The sequence below is a fragment of the Microbacterium enclense genome (genome assembly GCF_001456955.1).
In the GTDB taxonomy this organism is placed as follows: domain Bacteria; phylum Actinomycetota; class Actinomycetes; order Actinomycetales; family Microbacteriaceae; genus Microbacterium; species Microbacterium enclense.
Window position 1 is genome coordinate 52442 of sequence record NZ_KQ758473.1, and the last position, 15319, is coordinate 67760.

16 protein-coding genes and 1 pseudogene are annotated in these 15319 nt (G+C 70.5%); 7 read left to right on the forward strand and 10 right to left on the reverse strand.

The window, feature by feature from the left end:
- Nucleotides 1-213: 213 nt before the first annotated feature.
- The gene (locus tag AS029_RS13595; RefSeq protein ID WP_058233143.1) at nt 214-1812 is read left to right on the forward strand and encodes an ABC-F family ATP-binding cassette domain-containing protein; all 1599 of its coding nucleotides are present in this window, start codon (nt 214-216) and stop codon (nt 1810-1812) included.
- 82 nt (nt 1813-1894) lie between these two features.
- Here the strand turns inward: AS029_RS13595 and AS029_RS13600 are convergent, their stop codons facing one another.
- The 4 genes from AS029_RS13600 to AS029_RS13615 form a co-directional block, all read right to left on the reverse strand.
- Nucleotides 1895-2743 carry an SURF1 family cytochrome oxidase biogenesis protein gene (locus AS029_RS13600; RefSeq protein WP_058233264.1) on the reverse strand — a complete coding sequence of 283 codons (849 nt, stop codon included), beginning with the start codon at nt 2741-2743 and terminating at the stop codon, nt 1895-1897.
- 132 nt (nt 2744-2875) lie between these two features.
- A complete protein-coding gene (locus tag AS029_RS13605; RefSeq protein WP_058233144.1) occupies nt 2876-3082 on the reverse strand; it encodes a hypothetical protein in 207 nt (68 codons plus the stop codon).
- Nucleotides 3079-3447 carry a DUF3099 domain-containing protein gene (locus tag AS029_RS13610; RefSeq protein WP_074615954.1) on the reverse strand — a complete coding sequence of 123 codons (369 nt, stop codon included), beginning with the start codon at nt 3445-3447 and terminating at the stop codon, nt 3079-3081. The genes AS029_RS13605 and AS029_RS13610 overlap by 4 nt, the downstream gene beginning before the upstream one ends.
- Before the next feature lie 139 nt (nt 3448-3586).
- Complete coding sequence (locus AS029_RS13615) at nt 3587-4171, reverse strand: DUF4190 domain-containing protein (RefSeq protein ID WP_058233145.1); 585 nt, start codon at nt 4169-4171, stop codon at nt 3587-3589.
- 170 nt (nt 4172-4341) lie between these two features.
- Here AS029_RS13615 and fabG point away from each other — a divergent pair, with 170 nt between their 5' ends.
- Nucleotides 4342-5052 carry a 3-oxoacyl-ACP reductase FabG gene (fabG, locus tag AS029_RS13620; protein WP_058233146.1) on the forward strand — a complete coding sequence of 237 codons (711 nt, stop codon included), beginning with the start codon at nt 4342-4344 and terminating at the stop codon, nt 5050-5052.
- A gap of 57 nt (nt 5053-5109) precedes the next feature.
- Here fabG and AS029_RS13625 read toward each other — a convergent pair whose 3' ends face one another.
- Together AS029_RS13625 and serB are read right to left on the reverse strand one after the other, a co-directional pair.
- On the reverse strand, nt 5110-5787 hold the full coding sequence (locus tag AS029_RS13625; RefSeq protein ID WP_058233147.1) for an alpha/beta fold hydrolase: 678 nt from the start codon (nt 5785-5787) through the stop codon (nt 5110-5112).
- Between the two features lie 113 nt (nt 5788-5900).
- Nucleotides 5901-6542, reverse strand: coding sequence for a phosphoserine phosphatase SerB (gene serB / locus AS029_RS13630; RefSeq protein WP_058233148.1), 642 nt, complete (start codon nt 6540-6542; stop codon nt 5901-5903).
- Between the two features lie 162 nt (nt 6543-6704).
- Here serB and AS029_RS13635 point away from each other — a divergent pair, with 162 nt between their 5' ends.
- Nucleotides 6705-7178: an S-ribosylhomocysteine lyase gene (locus tag AS029_RS13635; RefSeq protein ID WP_058233149.1), complete on the forward strand. Its 474-nt coding sequence runs from the start codon at nt 6705-6707 to the stop codon at nt 7176-7178.
- Between the two features lie 124 nt (nt 7179-7302).
- Here the strand turns inward: AS029_RS13635 and glgC are convergent, their stop codons facing one another.
- On the reverse strand, nt 7303-8547 hold the full coding sequence (glgC, locus tag AS029_RS13640; protein WP_058233150.1) for a glucose-1-phosphate adenylyltransferase: 1245 nt from the start codon (nt 8545-8547) through the stop codon (nt 7303-7305).
- A gap of 76 nt (nt 8548-8623) precedes the next feature.
- Between glgC and glgA the strand changes: the two genes are divergently transcribed.
- From glgA to AS029_RS13655, 3 genes are all read left to right on the forward strand, one after another.
- On the forward strand, nt 8624-9814 hold the full coding sequence (gene glgA, locus AS029_RS13645) for a glycogen synthase (RefSeq protein ID WP_058233151.1): 1191 nt from the start codon (nt 8624-8626) through the stop codon (nt 9812-9814).
- Nucleotides 9815-9927: 113 nt separating this feature from the next.
- On the forward strand, nt 9928-10710 hold the full coding sequence (locus AS029_RS13650; RefSeq protein WP_058233152.1) for an ABC transporter ATP-binding protein: 783 nt from the start codon (nt 9928-9930) through the stop codon (nt 10708-10710).
- A gap of 147 nt (nt 10711-10857) precedes the next feature.
- A complete protein-coding gene (locus tag AS029_RS13655; protein ID WP_013586710.1) occupies nt 10858-11109 on the forward strand; it encodes a type B 50S ribosomal protein L31 in 252 nt (83 codons plus the stop codon).
- 208 nt (nt 11110-11317) lie between these two features.
- Here AS029_RS13655 and AS029_RS17695 read toward each other — a convergent pair whose 3' ends face one another.
- From AS029_RS17695 to AS029_RS13670, 3 genes and pseudogenes are all read right to left on the reverse strand, one after another.
- A complete protein-coding gene (locus tag AS029_RS17695; protein ID WP_167345281.1) occupies nt 11318-12025 on the reverse strand; it encodes an HNH endonuclease signature motif containing protein in 708 nt (235 codons plus the stop codon).
- Between the two features lie 82 nt (nt 12026-12107).
- Nucleotides 12108-13073, reverse strand: a pseudogene (locus AS029_RS17930) (DUF222 domain-containing protein); the annotation flags it as partial.
- Nucleotides 13074-13316: 243 nt separating this feature from the next.
- Nucleotides 13317-14051 (reverse strand): 3'-5' exonuclease, encoded by a 735-nt coding sequence (locus tag AS029_RS13670; protein ID WP_058233155.1) that lies wholly within the window; start codon nt 14049-14051, stop codon nt 13317-13319.
- A 393-nt stretch (nt 14052-14444) separates the two neighbouring features.
- Between AS029_RS13670 and AS029_RS13675 the strand changes: the two genes are divergently transcribed.
- Entirely contained in the window at nt 14445-15317 is an 873-nt protein-coding gene (locus AS029_RS13675; RefSeq protein ID WP_058233156.1) for an alpha/beta fold hydrolase, read from the forward strand.
- The last annotated feature ends 2 nt before the right edge of the window (nt 15318-15319 follow it).

Sequence of the window (15319 nt, forward strand, 5' to 3'; positions counted from 1 at the left end):
AGAACGCAAACCCGGATGCTGACCGCCCGGGTGTTCGTCTCGACGCCGAGACAACGGCATCCGGGGTCTTCGGCGACCGTCGGAGGAGGACGAGGGGGCCGTCGAACGGCCCTCTGCGACGAGGCTGTCGGCCGGCTCGCAGGGGCGCCTCTTATACTGGGTGGCTGGCCTTCTGCGGCCGGTTCCCCTTCCCCGACTGAACGGACGTTCGCTGTGCTCGCCGTGCACGACCTCGAGATCCGCGTGGGCGCCCGCGTGCTCATGTCCGACGTGGCCTTCCGCGTCTCCGACGGCGACAAGATCGGCCTCGTCGGGCGCAACGGCGCCGGCAAGACGACCCTGACGAAGGTGCTCGCGGGCGACCTGCTGCCCTCCAACGGCGGCGTCGACCGCTCGGGTGAGCTCGGCTACCTGCCGCAGGACCCCCGCTCGGGCGACCCCGAGATGCTCGCGCGCACGCGCATCCTCGACGCCCGCGGGCTGGGCTCGCTCGCCCTCGGCATGCACGAGGCGTCGCTGGCGATGGCCGACGACGACGCCGCGGTCGCCGCGAAGGCGATGAAGAAGTACGCCAACCTCACCGAGCGCTTCGAGGCGGCCGGCGGCTATGCGGCCGAGGCCGAGGCGGCATCCATCGCCCACAACCTGTCGTTGCCCGACCGGATCCTCGACCAGCCGCTGAAGACCCTCTCGGGTGGTCAGCGGCGCCGCATCGAGCTCGCGCGCATCCTGTTCTCCGACGCGCAGACGATGATCCTCGACGAGCCGACCAACCACCTCGACGCCGACAGCGTCGTGTGGCTGCGCGAGTTCCTCAAGGGCTACAAGGGCGGGCTCATCGTGATCTCGCACGACGTGGAGCTCGTCGGCGAGACGGTCAACCGCGTCTTCTACCTGGATGCCAATCGCCAGGTCATCGACGTCTACAACATGAACTGGAAGAACTACCTGCGCCAGCGGGTGGCCGACGAGGAGCGTCGCAAGAAGGAGCGCGTCAACGTCGAGAAGAAGGCCACGGCGCTGCAGCTGCAGGCCGCGCGCTTCGGGGCGAAGGCGTCGAAGGCCGCCGCCGCGCACCAGATGGTCGCGCGCGCCGAGAAGATGCTCTCCGGTCTCGACGAGGTGCGTCAGGACGAGCGGGTCGCGAAGCTGCGCTTCCCCAAGCCCGCGCCCTGCGGCAAGACGCCTCTCATGGCATCCGGCCTGTCGAAGTCGTACGGGTCGCTCGAGATCTTCACCGACGTCGACCTGGCGATCGATCGCGGTTCGCGCGTCGTCATCCTGGGCCTCAACGGTGCGGGCAAGACGACGCTGCTGCGCATCCTCGCGGGTGTCGACAAGCCCGACACCGGACAACTCGAGCCCGGGCACGGCCTGAAGATCGGCTACTACGCCCAGGAGCACGAGAACCTCGACGTCTCGCGCTCGGTGCTCGACAACATGATGTCGGCCGCTCCCCACATCACCGCCACCGAGGCCCGTAAAGTGCTGGGGTCGTTCCTCTTCGTGGGCGACGACGTGCTGAAGCCCGCCGGGGTGCTCTCGGGTGGCGAGAAGACGCGTCTGTCACTCGCGACGCTCGTGGTGTCGTCGGCGAACATGCTGCTGCTGGACGAGCCGACGAACAACCTCGATCCCGCCTCGCGCGAGGAGATCCTCGGCGCGCTCGCGCACTACGAGGGTGCGGTCGTGCTCGTCTCGCACGACGAGGGCGCGGTGGAGGCCCTCAACCCCGAGCGCGTGCTGATCCTGCCCGACGGGGTGGAAGACATCTGGGGCCGCGACTACGCGGATCTCATCACGCTGGCCTGAGCGCGCGGCCCGGACCGAGCGCAGCCGAGACCGAGATCTCGCTCTGCCCTTGCGGATGATGGAGTCCTGGCATCCGCGAGACTCAGCGGGCGTCGAGCAGCGCGTCCTCGTCGTCGGCGTCGCGGTCGCGCGGGCGTTTGCGCGACCGGTGCAGGGCGACCGGGTCGACCCGTCGGCGCTCGGTCGGCGCCTTCTCGCGAGCCGGGGCCGGGAGCTCCTCATCGTCGTCGTCGCCTTCGCGGCGCAGACGGCGCTCGTTCACGATGACGTAGCCGATGAAGGCGAAGCCCATCACGGCGAACAGGATCCATTGGATCGCGTACGACAGGTACGGGCCCGGGTCGTCGCTGGGGGGATCGACGGGTTGGGGCGCCGTCGCGGGCGCGGGCGACTCGGACACGAGCAGACCGTAGGCGCCGGGCTCGATCGGGCCGGTCTGCTCGGCGACGAGCCCGAGGTTGATCGTGGGGACCTGCCCCGCCTCGGCGGAGCGGCCCGAGGTCGGCGCGGCCTCTTCGGGACGAAGGCGCACCTCGACCGTCACGTCGCCCGGCGGAGGCGCGGGGATCTCGTCGGGCAGGGACTGCCGGTCGCCGGGGGCGAGCCATCCGCGGTCGACGAGGAACGTGCGCCCGTCGTTCAGTTGGAAGGGCACGAGCTGCTCGTAGGCGGCCGATCCTCCGTGCGCGCGGTTGCGCACGAGCAGTTGGTCCTCCGGCAGGTAGCGGCCCTCGAGGCGCACCGGGCGCCATTCGTCGGCCGGGTCCAGCGTCGCCCCGGGGGCGAGCAGCGTCTCCAGCGGCACCGCGGGCTGGTCGTAGTTGTTCGCGACGAGCTCGAGCTGCTCGGTGCGTTCGGCGTTGCGCGAGAACTGCCAGTGCGAGAGGAACCCGCAGGCGATCGCGAAAAGGATCGCGACGCCGATGTACATCGCCCACCGCGCGGCTGCCGGGGTCTCGCGCGCGCTCACGGGCGGTCTGGCGTCGACGCGCGCTCCGCGATCGCTCACGTCGTCTGTCTTCGCCACGTCTTCCAGGGTACGTCGGTCAGGCTGTGCGCAGGCTCACGCCGGATCCGCCGCGAGGGCTCCGACCTCGACGGGGAAGTCGCGCGCCGTCAGGAACTCCCGGAGGTACACGACGTGCTCGTCGCACGCGACCCACGTCTTGCGCCGGTCGCCGGCGTGGATGCGGGGATTCCGCCACCGGAGCGCCCAGACGGCCTCGTCGCGGCATCCCGCGCGGGAGCACTCGGTCTGCTCGGGACTCACGCGTCGTTCTCGCGCGGCGGGTCGATCCGGGGCGTCTCGGCGATGCGGATGACGACGGGAGCATCGGATGCCGCGGGCGCGGTCGGCGCGGTGCGCGGCGCCTCGATGGCGCGCTCGGGGTCGATGCGCGTGGTCTCGGCGGCATCCTGACCCACGTTTGCGACGATCACGGCGATGTAGGGGAGGAAGATCGCACCAGCGGCGAAGACGAAGGTGTACCAGCCGTAGGGCGTGACGACGGCCATCGCGATGAAGCAGGCGATGCGGATGCCCATCATCAGCATGTACTTGGCGAAACGACCGTCGGCGTCCTCCCGAGGAGCGGTGGGGAGCGACGTCGCAGACTGGGCGCGGTTTGTCTTCACAGTGGTCTCAGGGTACGCCCGTCTCGGCGGGGTGCGGCGCGTTCGGGCGATCGTCTTCTCGACGTCATGACACCCCGACCGTAGACGGTGACGCGGGTGCCGCCCGGAGAGGCGACACCCGCGTCTTCACGCGGCGGGATCAGGCGCCGTAGCGCACGTCGGACCCGCCGGTGGTGGCGATGATGATCGCCGTGAGCACGATGAGCAGGATGCCGAGTCCGAGGCTGATGTAGCCGATGAGCACGCCCGACAGCGCCATGCCGCGTCCGCGTTCTCCGGTCGTCTTGACCTGCTTGAGCGAGATGTGGCCGGTGATGATGCCGACGATCTGGCCGATGACGGGGATGACGAACAGGCCCACCAGCGACGAGACGAGTGCCACGATCGCCAGCGGGTTCACCCGGGGAGCCGCGGTGTAGCCGTAGGCGGGGGCGTTGTACCTCTGCTGGCCGTACGGCTGGGGGTAGCCGTTCTGCTGGCCGTAGGGCGGCGCGGCGGCGTCCGACGCCGACGGAGCGGGGGGCGGGGAGGAGGGCGCACCGTACGGCGGAGCTGGCGGCGCGGGGGAGTACGACGGCGGGGTCGAGCTGCCGGAGGCCGTGGGAGCCGCGTACGGGGGCGCCGGGGGCACGCCGTCGTCCGCCGGGCGTGACGGCGCGTCGGAGCCGGTGGCCTCGGGCGTGTGGCCGTACGGAGAGGGGTCGTTGGTGCGGTCGTCGCTCATGGGATGCCTTTCGTCGCGCTCACATTCAGCGTTTCAGCGTCGATCGGCCGCTGTCAAACCGTTCGCCGCCCACCCGCTTCGGCCCGTCGAGGGAGCCGTCACCATCGACGCGCGAGGGCGGCTCGCTAGGCTGGGCCGGTTACGTCCCCCGCACGCACAGGAGTGTCACCATGTCCCAGGACCGCGTCGTCGTCGTCACCGGAGGAAACCGGGGCATCGGTCGTGCCATCGCCGAGCGTTTCGTCGCCGAAGGGTGGAAGGTCGCCGTCACCGCCCGTTCGGGCGAGGGTCCCGAGGGGACGCTGACCGTGCGCGCCGACGTGACCGACGCGGCCGCCGTGGACGCCGCGTTCTCGCAGGTCGAAGCGGAACTCGGACCGATCGCCGTCGTCGTCGCCAACGCCGGTGTGACCAAGGACACGCTTCTGCTGCGCATGAGCGAGGACGACTTCGACAGCGTCGTCAGCACGAACCTCGGAGGCACCTTCCGCGTCGTCAAGCGTGCCTCGAAGGGCATGCTCAAAGCCCGCTGGGGCCGTGTCATCCTCATCTCCAGCGTCGTGGGTCTCTACGGTTCGGCGGGGCAGGTCAATTACGCCGCATCCAAGAGCGCCCTGGTCGGTTTCGCCCGTTCTCTCACGCGCGAGCTCGGTGGCCGCGGGATCACGGCGAACGTCGTCGCCCCCGGCTTCATCGAGACCGACATGACCGCGGAGCTGCCCGCCGACACGCAGGCGGAGTACAAGAAGAACATCCCGGCCGGGCGCTTCGCGTCGCCCGACGAGGTCGCCGGCGTCGTGACCTGGCTGGCCGGAGACGGCGCGGCGTACATCTCGGGCGCCGTCATCCCCGTCGACGGCGGTCTCGGAATGGGCCACTGACCCGGCGGTGACTCCGCGCCGCGGTTCCGTCACGGGTCTCGCCCGGCGCGGCCCCGTTCACCTCACCGCGGCGACCAGCTTCGCCGAGAACTCCGCGGGCTGCGAGAACTGCGGCCAGTGCCCGGAGCCCAGGCGCACCACCTCGACGTCTTCGAGGCGGCCGAACTCGGCGGCGTAAGCACCCCAGTCGGCCAGCACGCGTGGGAGCGAGGCGGCGTCGAGCTGACCCGACAGGATCGTCACCGGTATCGCGAAGCGTCGGTCGTCGCCGAGGGTGACCGGAGACGTCGGCACCCGGCCCGGCACGTCGACCACCTGCGCGGCGGTGCGGTGACGGGTCTCGTCGTCGATGTCGGCGACGTCATCGGCATCGAAGAAGTCCCACCCCGGGAAACGGACGACGCCGTTCTCGACGGGGAACTCCGAGACCATGGCGCCCGGGTGCGGCACGATCGTGTCGACCAGGATGACACGCGCGACGCGGTCGGGTCGTCTGTCGGCCGCGCCCCAGGCGACGTTGCCTCCGCCGGAATGCCCGACGAGGACGACCGGGTGGTCGAACCGGTCGATCTCGGACACGACCGCGTCGACCCAGTCGTCGATCACGAGATCGCCGACCGCCGGGCCGGGCAGGGTGAGGGGGTGAGCACGGTGTCCTGCCGCCTCGAGGGCGGGGACGACGTCGTCCCACGACGACGCGGTGAGCCAGAGTCCGGGTACGAGGATGATGTCCATGCCGGGATGGTAGAGCGGGGTTCCGACATCGGGAAGCGGGGTGTGCGTCGAGACGCCGGCCCGCTTCGACGGGCTCAGGGACCGCGACGCGGGCGTGGGGTCGGGGCTCCCGGTCAGCGGGGGAGCAGCGGGATGACCTCGGCAAGATCGACGGCGCCGATGACGAGGTCGGCGCGCTCGCGCACGGAGGGCTTGGCGTTGAAGGCCAGCCCGAGACCCGCCACCGCCATCATCTCGAGGTCGTTCGCGCCGTCGCCGATCGCGAACGTCAGCTCCCGTGGCACGCCGTACCGGGCCGCCCACTCCCGCAGCGTCTCGGCCTTGGCCGTGGCATCCACGATCCCCCCGTCGACCTCGCCGGTGAGCACGTCTTCCGACGCGGCGAGGCGGTTGGCGCGCCAGAGGTCGACGCCCAGGTCGGGGGCGACGGTGTCGAGCACCTCATGGAAGCCGCCCGACACGACTCCGACGACTCCGCCGCGGTCGTGCACGGCCGCGATGAGCTCGCGCACCCCGGGAGTGGGCTCGATGCGCGCGATGGCGCGGGCGAAGGCGTCGGTGGGGACTCCGGCGAGGGCCTGCACGCGAGAGCGCAGACTGGTGGCGAAGTCGACCTCGCCGCGCATCGCGGCTTCGGTGGCCGCGGCCACCTCGGCGCCGCGACCGGCTTCGTCGGCGAGGAGCTCGATGACCTCGTTGCGGATCAGGGTGGAGTCGGCGTCGAGCACGACGAGGAAACGGGCGGGCGCAGGCACGCGCTCGACCCTAGCGGGTCGCGAGGAGCGACACCGCGCGTTCCCGCGTCGAGCGCGATCGCGGCGGGTGCCGATGACTTCCGAGGTCACCCGCGGCTCCCCCCTCCGTCGTCGCGCGTAGGCTCGTGCGGTACCCCCAGACCTTCAGAAGGGACCCCCTCCATGGCCGATGTCGAGAGCTTCACCCTGGACCACACCGCCGTGCTCGCGCCCTACGTCCGCCTGATCGGCACCGAGGCGGGGCCGCGCGGCGACGTCATCTCGAACTTCGATCTGCGTCTCGTGCAGCCGAACGAGGGCGAGATCCCGACCGCGGGTCTGCACACCATCGAGCACCTGCTCGCCAGCCTCGTGCGCGACCGCATCGACGGCCTGATCGACATCTCGCCCTTCGGATGCCGCACCGGCTTCCACGTCATCATGTGGGGCGAGCCCGACGTGGCAGCCCTCGTCGACGCCATCAGCGATTCGCTGCGCGCCATCGCGGAGGACGTGCAGTGGGAAGACGTGCCCGGAACCGACGCCTACAGCTGCGGCAACTACCGCGACCACAGCCTGCACAGCGCCCGCGAGTGGTCGAAGGCCGTGCTCGAGAAGGGGATCTCCCGCGACGCGTTCGCTCGCGTCGGCGTCTGACCCGCCCCCTCCCGCACGCGAGGCGTGATCGCTCACGTCTCAGGATGCCGAAGAGGCGGTGACCCATCCGGGCACCGCCTCTTCTGGCATCCGCGCATCCTGGCATCCAGGACCCGGCGCGATGTCACGCGTGGACGTGCACGTCCTTTCCGACGACGGTGATGCCCGTCTCGGTGACGGTGAAGCCACGGGCCACGTCGCGGTCACGGTCGACGCCGATGGTGGCGCCGGGCTCGAGCACGACGTTCTTGTCGAGGATCGCGCGGTGGATGCGCGCTCCCGCCCCGACCTGCACACTGTCGAACAGCACCGAGTCGGTGATGGTCGACCCGCCTCCGGCGAGGGCCCACGGGCCGACGACGCTGTGCTCGAGGTGTGTTCCCGAGAGCACCGAACCGAGCGACACGATGGAGTCGATCGCGTTGCCGATGCGACCGACGGAGTCGCGCACGAACTTGGCCGGCGGGGCGTTGAACGTCTGCGAGTAGATGGGCCAGTCGTTGTTGTAGAGGTTGAACACGGGCAGGGTCGAGATCAGGTCCATGTGCGCGTCGTAGAACGACTCGATCGTGCCGACGTCGCGCCAGTACGAGCGGTCTCGCGGCGTCGATCCGGGCACGTCGTTGCGCTGGAAGTCGTAGACGGCCGCCTCGCCGCGGTTCACGAAGTAGGGGACGATGTCGCCGCCCATGTCGTGCGCCGACGTCGGCAGTTCGCCGTCGTGCGTGACGGCCTCGACGAGGGCGTCGGCGTCGAAGATGTAGTTGCCCATCGATGCGAGCACCTCGTGCGGCGCGTCGGACAGGCCGGTGGGGTTCTGCGGCTTCTCGAGGAACTCGCGGATCTTCGTCGGGTCTTCCGGGTCGGTGTCGATGACACCGAACTGGTTGGCCAGACCGATGGGCTGACGGATGCCGGCTACGGTGGCCCGCGCGTCGGACGCGATGTGCGCGTCGAGCATCTGCTTGAAGTCCATGCGGTAGACGTGGTCGGCACCGATGACGACGACGATGTCGGGCTTCTCATCGCGGATGAGGTTCATCGACTGCAGGATCGCGTCGGCGGAGCCGGAGAACCAGCGCTTGCCGAGACGCTGCTGCGCCGGCACCGAGGCGACGTACGCACCGAGCATCGGCGACATGCGCCAGGTCTGCGAGATGTGGCGGTCGAGACTGTGCGACTTGTACTGCGTCAGGACGACCAGTTGTCGAAGCCCCGAGTTGATGAGGTTCGAGATCGCGAAGTCGATCAGGCGGTACTGACCGCCGAACGGGACGGCGGGTTTCGCGCGATCGGCCGTGAGGGGCATGAGTCGCTTTCCCTCGCCGCCGGCGAGGATGATTCCGAAGACCTTCGGCGCTGCAGGCATGGCACAACACTAGGGGTCACGAAGGCGTGCGGGAACACGTTCCCGGCGCGCCGTCCGCTGTACTACGGTTCGTCTCATGCGCGTCGACATCGTGACCAAGGAGTACCCGCCGGAGATCTACGGGGGAGCCGGGGTCCACGCCACCGAACTCGTCAAGGCGCTCCGCGCCGAGGGCACCGAGGTGCAGGTCCGCGCGTTCGGCGCGTCACGCGAGGAGGCCGACACCACGTCGTACGGCGTACCCGCCGAGCTGTCCTCCGCGAACGGCGCGATCCAGACGCTGGGCACCGACCTCGAGATCGTCTCCGATGTCGCGGGTGCCGACGTCGTGCACTCGCACACCTGGTACGCGAACTTCGCCGGGCACCTGGCATCCCTTCTCCACGGCATCCCGCACGTGGTCACCGCCCACAGCCTCGAACCGCTCCGTCCGTGGAAGGCCGAGCAGCTGGGCGGCGGCTACGCCGTGTCGAGCTACATCGAGAAGACCGCGTACGAGGGTGCCGCGGCGGTCGTGGCGGTGAGCTCGGGGATGCGCGACGACATCCTGCGCAGCTACCCGTCGCTGGATCCCGACAAGGTGCGGGTGATCTACAACGGCATCGACACCGCGTCGTGGCATCCGGTTTCGGATGACGCGTTCCTCGCGTCGCAGGGTATCGACCCGTCGCGCCCGTCCGTCGTCTTCGTCGGACGCATCACACGGCAGAAGGGGCTGCCGTACCTGCTGCGCGCCGCCGAGCTGCTGCCGCCGGAGGTGCAGCTCATCCTGTGCGCGGGCGCGCCCGACACTCCTCAGATCATGGCCGAGGTGCAGGAGCTCGTGCGCGGGCTGCAGGCGACCCGCGACGGTGTCGTGTGGATCGAGAAGCTGCTGCCGCGCGATGAACTGTGCGCGATCCTGACCTCGGCGACGACGTTCGTCTGCCCGTCGGTGTACGAGCCGCTCGGAATCGTCAACCTCGAGGCGATGGCGTGCGGTGCCGCCGTCGTCGGCACGGCCACCGGGGGCATCCCCGAGGTGGTCGTCGACGGCGTCACAGGTCGTCTCGTGCCGATCGAGCAGGTGCAGGACGGCACCGGCACGCCCGTCGACCCCGAGCAGTTCGTGTCGGACCTCGCCCGCGTGCTCACCGAGGTGGTGACGGATGCCGACACCGCCCGCGCGTATGGAGAGGCGGGGCGTCAGCGGGCCATCGACGATTTCAGCTGGGCGGCCATCGCGAAGGAGACGGCGGCGCTGTACGCGGAGGTCGCGGCGAAGTAGGCGCGCCGCGACGGTCCGGGGCGCCGGCGGCAACGCTGCCGATCGGTTCTCAGCCCTCCACAGCGGGCCGCGTGGCATCCGGTCGCCCGGGGTCGGGCCAGTAGGCTAGCCCCATGCCGCAGGTGCTCGAGTTCTCCGATGTCGTCGTCCGCCGCAACGGTCGGGACATCGTGTCCCACCTCGACTGGACGGTCTCGGATGACGAGCGCTGGGTCGTGCTCGGCCCGAACGGTGCCGGCAAGACCACCGTCCTGCAGCTGGCCGACACGCTGCTGCACCCCACGTCGGGCGCGGTGACGATCCTCGGTGAGCGTCTGGGCCGCACCGACGTGTTCGAGCTGCGTCCGCGGATCGGTTTCGCGTCGTCGGCGATGGCGCGGCGCGTGCCGCCCGAGGAGAGCGTGCTCGACGTGGTGCTGACGGCGGCGTACTCCGTCATGGGGCGTTGGCGCGAAGATTACGACGACATCGACGAGCGCCGCGCGCTGCGCGTGCTCGCCGAGTGGAAGCTCGACCACCTCGCCGACCGCACCTTCGGCACGCTCAGCGACGGCGAGCAGAAGCGCGTGCAGATCGCGCGTGCCGTGATGACCGACCCCGAACTGCTGCTGCTCGATGAGCCCACGGCCAGCCTCGACCTCGGCGCACGCGAAGAGCTGCTCGGGCTGCTGTCGGGCTATGCGCAGGCGCCGACGACGCCGGCGATGGTCATGGTGACCCACCACGTCGAGGAGATCCCCGTCGGCTTCACGCACGTGCTGCTGCTGCGTGACGGCGAGGTCGTGGCATCCGGTCCTCTCGACGAAGCGCTCACCGCCGAGAACCTGACGGCGACGTTCGGGCTCGAGATCACGCTGACGCACGAAGCCGGGCGCTACGCGGCGCGGGCGGTGTGAGGCTGCGCCGAGCGCTGCGTCTCCTGCTCGGAGCGCGCTGACCGGGGCTCTGCGCCGGGCCTGATAGACTCTCCCGTTGGTGCCTCCGGCGCCGCAGACTTTGACGTCCTGGCAGAATCCAGGGCACCACTTCTCAAAGGACCTCCCATGAAGACTGACATCCACCCCACGTACAAGGCCGTCGTGTTCCGCGACCTCGGCTCGGGCGACACGTTCCTCACCCGCTCGACCGTCTCGAGCGACAAGACGATCGAGCTCGACGGTGTCGAGTACCCCGTCATCGACGTGGAGATCTCGTCGGCTTCGCACCCGTTCTACACGGGCAAGCAGCGCATCATGGACTCGGCCGGTCGCGTCGAGAAGTTCAACCAGCGCTTCAAGAACTTCGGCGGTCGTTGATCCTCAGCGGATCCGCTTCGGGAGCCCCTCGTCTTTCGGGACGGGGGGCTTCGGTGTTTCGCGGGGTGCGCTCATTCGCGGCGGATCCGTTTCGCGCGCCCCTCGACTTGCGGGCGGGGGCTCGGGCGGTCACGAAGTCAGCTTGGCGGGGCCGCGCGGGCGGTCCCGGTGTCAGCTCGGTAGGGGCGGGGACGGGTGGTCCCCGTACTCAGAACGGCGGCGGGTCGGTGCCGTACCTGCCGCCCAGGGGAGAGACCCAGGCGGTGTCTGCGCTGGCGGAGTGGTCGAGATTCCACCGACTTTCGTGGCGCAGGCGGTGATGATGTCGACATTTCGGATCGAGATTGTCGTCGTCGGTGGTTCCGCCGTCGGCCCACGCGGTGCGGTGGTCGATGTCGCACTCGCGCGCGGCGCGGTTGCAGCCGGGGAAGACGCACGTGGGCGAGGTGATTCCGAGCCACCGACGAAGCGCCGCGGGGACGCGGTAGGTCTTGCGGTCGAGCACGAGCGGTGCGCCGGTCACGGGGTGGGTGAGGAGTCGGATCCACGACGTCGCGGAGCCCGCCAGTCGACGAGCCGTGTCGAGATCGATCGGTCCGTAGCCCTCGAGCGTGGCGGGCTCGGTGTCGTGGCCGAGGAGCGCGAGCGCGGGGACCGTGACGACGACGGTGGCCGGCGGAGCGGAGCGGAAGGTGCGAGGCGCGTCGGCTGGAGAAGGCGCGTGGCGAGCTTCGGATACATGAGGTGCGGGGCCAGCGGCGGTGTGGGAATCCGGGCTCGCAGGGCGGGCTCCGCCCGGCGTTCGTTCGCCCCCGCAGAGCGCAGGAGTCGTGGGACCGGCCGGATCGGAGGTGGCCCCGTTGCCGTCGGCGTTCAGCGATCGCGGCGTCGGACGGCGGAGGAGGCGCCGACGTATGGGTCGGCGGGGTCTCGGTCATCGTGACCAGGTCGGCGAAAGCGTCTGCCCGCAACTGCATGAGCGTGCGCTCTTCGTCGGGGGCCACGCGAAGATGCCGAGCGGCGCGGTCGAGTCGCGACATCACGGCGCGGGCGCGATCCGCCGGGAGCAGCGCATGGATCGACGCCATGCCGTCGAGCTCGGTCGTCATCCACACTGCGCGGTCGTGGGCTGCGCGGCGGTGACGCGCCTCGATCGACTCGGCGTGCACGCGCTCACGAATCACCCGGGCGGCCACCGCGAACTTCGCCGGGGGCAGGATGAGGGCCTGCGGGCAGGCGTGCTCGTCGAAGCGCTCGAACGCGTCGGTGTCGCCCGCGGGGAGGGTCGACGCAAGTCGGGCTGCGTCGACAGCGTGCTTCTCGGAGAGGCGTCCGTCGCCGAAGGCGGCCCACAACCGCGGGCAGCCCTCGGCCAGGGTGCGCGCATGCGCGGCGCGTGTACGGACGGTCTGCTCGGACAGGTGCAGGCGCACCGCGATCTCGGCAACGGCGGCGCGTTCGGCCAGGTCGATGCGGTCGCGACGCACGGCGCGCGGTGTACGACCGCGAGGATCTCGCCAGGCACGATCGACCGTGGGATCGGCACCGACCCAGGGCGTCGGGTCGAACGCGGCATCGTCGAGGATCGCCAGGATCAGGCGGTATTCATCGGCGGTCGCTCGCTGTCGGTCGCGCACGACGCACTCGAGATGTCCGAGCCGCGCGTCGAGGTCGGCGGCCCCAGCGACGGTGTCAGACAGCGGGTTCGCATAATCATCCGGATGCCACAGCCCGGCGTCGAGCGCATCCTGTTCGCTCGCGCGTTCACGGTCGAGACGCCCGTCGGCGGTGGATGGTGAGTCGGTGGACGCGAGCCCCGCAGCCCCGTGCTGTTCGTCGGCGCTCTCGCGAAAAGCCGCCCACTCCGCATCGAGATCCAACTCGTTCTCGGTCGGCCAGGGCGCTCCGTCGCACTCCCGGAACACCGGCAGCGGCCGGTCGGTGGAGCGTGCGGTGCGGGTCATGCAAGAACGCTATCGGCGACCTCCGACATCGAGCCGGGAGCGTGTGATTCGCGGAGCATGGCCGCTGGCGAGGGGGCGACCACCCGGTCTGCCGCCTGTCGCCGGGCGCAGAACTCCCGGCGGGGATGCCCGACTTCGGCGGGGGATGTTCAACCGGACACGGCCATCGGGCGTCCGGCGTCTCAGCGGCTGGGGCCACGCTGCCTCGAGCGGGGGTGCCGTGGCATCCAGGCGTCCGACGTCTCAGCGGATGGGCCAGGCTCCGTCGAGTGGGGGAGCCGTGGCATCCAGGCGTCCGATCTTGACGAAGTACTCGGTCAGACTCGCGGCCTGAGCCCGGGCCCACGCGATCTGGCGGGTGTGGAGTTCGTCGAGGGTGGGTGGCATCCATGGTCCGAACTTCTCGGCGAGGGCCAGGGCCACGCGGCCGGCTGCCACTGCGTCGGCGCAGGCCTCGTGCGCGGCGTCGAGCGAGACCGCGTAATGCTCGGCGACGACCGAAAGGGTGCGCTTGCCGCGACGGTAGCGGTCGTAGGTCTTGTCGACGACGAGGGGGTCGATGACGGGCGACGGCGCGTGGATGGGTGCGACGCCGTGACGCACGGCCTCGTTCTTGAGCAGGGAGAAGTCGAAGGGCGCGTTGTAGGCCACGACGGGGATGCCGGCGGCGAACAACGCCCCCAACGCCTCGACCACCTCGGCGACCACACGAGGCGCCGGAGCGCCCTCGGCGCGCGCCCGCTCGGTCGAGATGCCGTGGATCGCGGCGGCACCCGCCGGGATCTCGATGCCCGGATCGGCCAACCAATCCCGCGCGTCGACGATGTTGCCATCGGCATCGAGCACGCCGACGTGGGCGGAGACGATGCGGTCGGTCTCGACGTCGATCCCGGTCGTCTCGAGATCGAACACGCCGACGAGGCGCGCCCACTCCGGAGTCTGGAACAGGGGGAGCGGCTCGGCCTGCCACGTGGTCATGTCGTCACCGTAGAACGGGGCTCCGACATCGTCGTCGAGGCGCGCAGAACGGGGTGGATGCCGGGGGTGGGGAGAGGCGTGCGGGCACGCGCGGATCGGGGTGGAATCCGTGGCCACGAGCGGGTGCGGGCGAGGTGTGCGCAGACGGGCCGGGGGCCGGGACTGTGACGGAAGCGGGGTCGCGCGAGGACGGGACGGTGCTGGGCACGAGGGAAGGGGCACTCCGTGGCCGTGAGCACGTGAAAGGTCGCGAGGGGAGCAGGTTCAGGCGCGGGAGGGCGTGACAGGCGTGTGGCATCCTCCCGTCCACCGATCTCCTCCGTCGGGGCCCCGCCCACCGGCGACGCGGCCGCGCACGAGGCGATGTCGGAGGCCCCTTCTAGACTCGATCCCATGCCGAATCCCTACGCCGACCGCCTCGCCGCGATCCCCGTCGACCGCCGCGAGGTCGAGGTGCTGGGCGGCACGACGGCGTACTGGGTCTACGGCGACGACGATGCCGACACGACGATCGTGGCGGTGCACGGGTTCCGCGGCGAGCACCACGGGCTCGATCCGGTCGTGGCGCACCTGCCCGGCATCCGGGTCGTCTCGCCCGACCTGCCCGGCTTCGGCGAGACGGCGCCCCTGCCCCGACGCGCACATGACCTCGACACGTACGCGCGGTGGCTGCGTGCCTTCGTAGAGGCGGTTGCTCCGGATGCCGTCGTGCTCGGCCATTCGTTCGGCTCGATCGTCGCGTCGGCGGCCGTCGCGGGCGGGCTGTCGACGCCGAAGCTGATCCTCGTGAACCCGATCGGCGCTCCGGCGCTCGAGGGGCCTCGCGGCGTCCTCACCCGACTCGCGGTGTTCTACTACCTGGCCGGCGCGCGACTGCCGCGCGCACTGGGAGAGAGGCTGCTGCGCAACGGGTTGATCGTCCGGGTCATGAGCAACGCCATGGCCAAGACCCGCGACCCTGCCGTGCGACGTTTCGTGCACGAGCAGCACGACGAGTACTTCTCGCGCTTCGCCGACCGCGACGTGCTGCACGAGGCGTTCGTGACGAGCGTGTCGCACGACGTGCGCGAGTTCGCTCCGCGCATCGCGCAGCCGACGCTGCTCATCGCCGCCGAGAAAGACGACATCACGCCCATCGAGGCCGAGCGCCACCTCGCGACGCTGTTCCCGGATGCGCAGCTGGTCGAGATCCCCGCGGTCGGGCACCTGATCCACTACGAGACACCGCAGGCGGCGGCGGACGCGATTCGGGAGTTCCTCGGCTGACG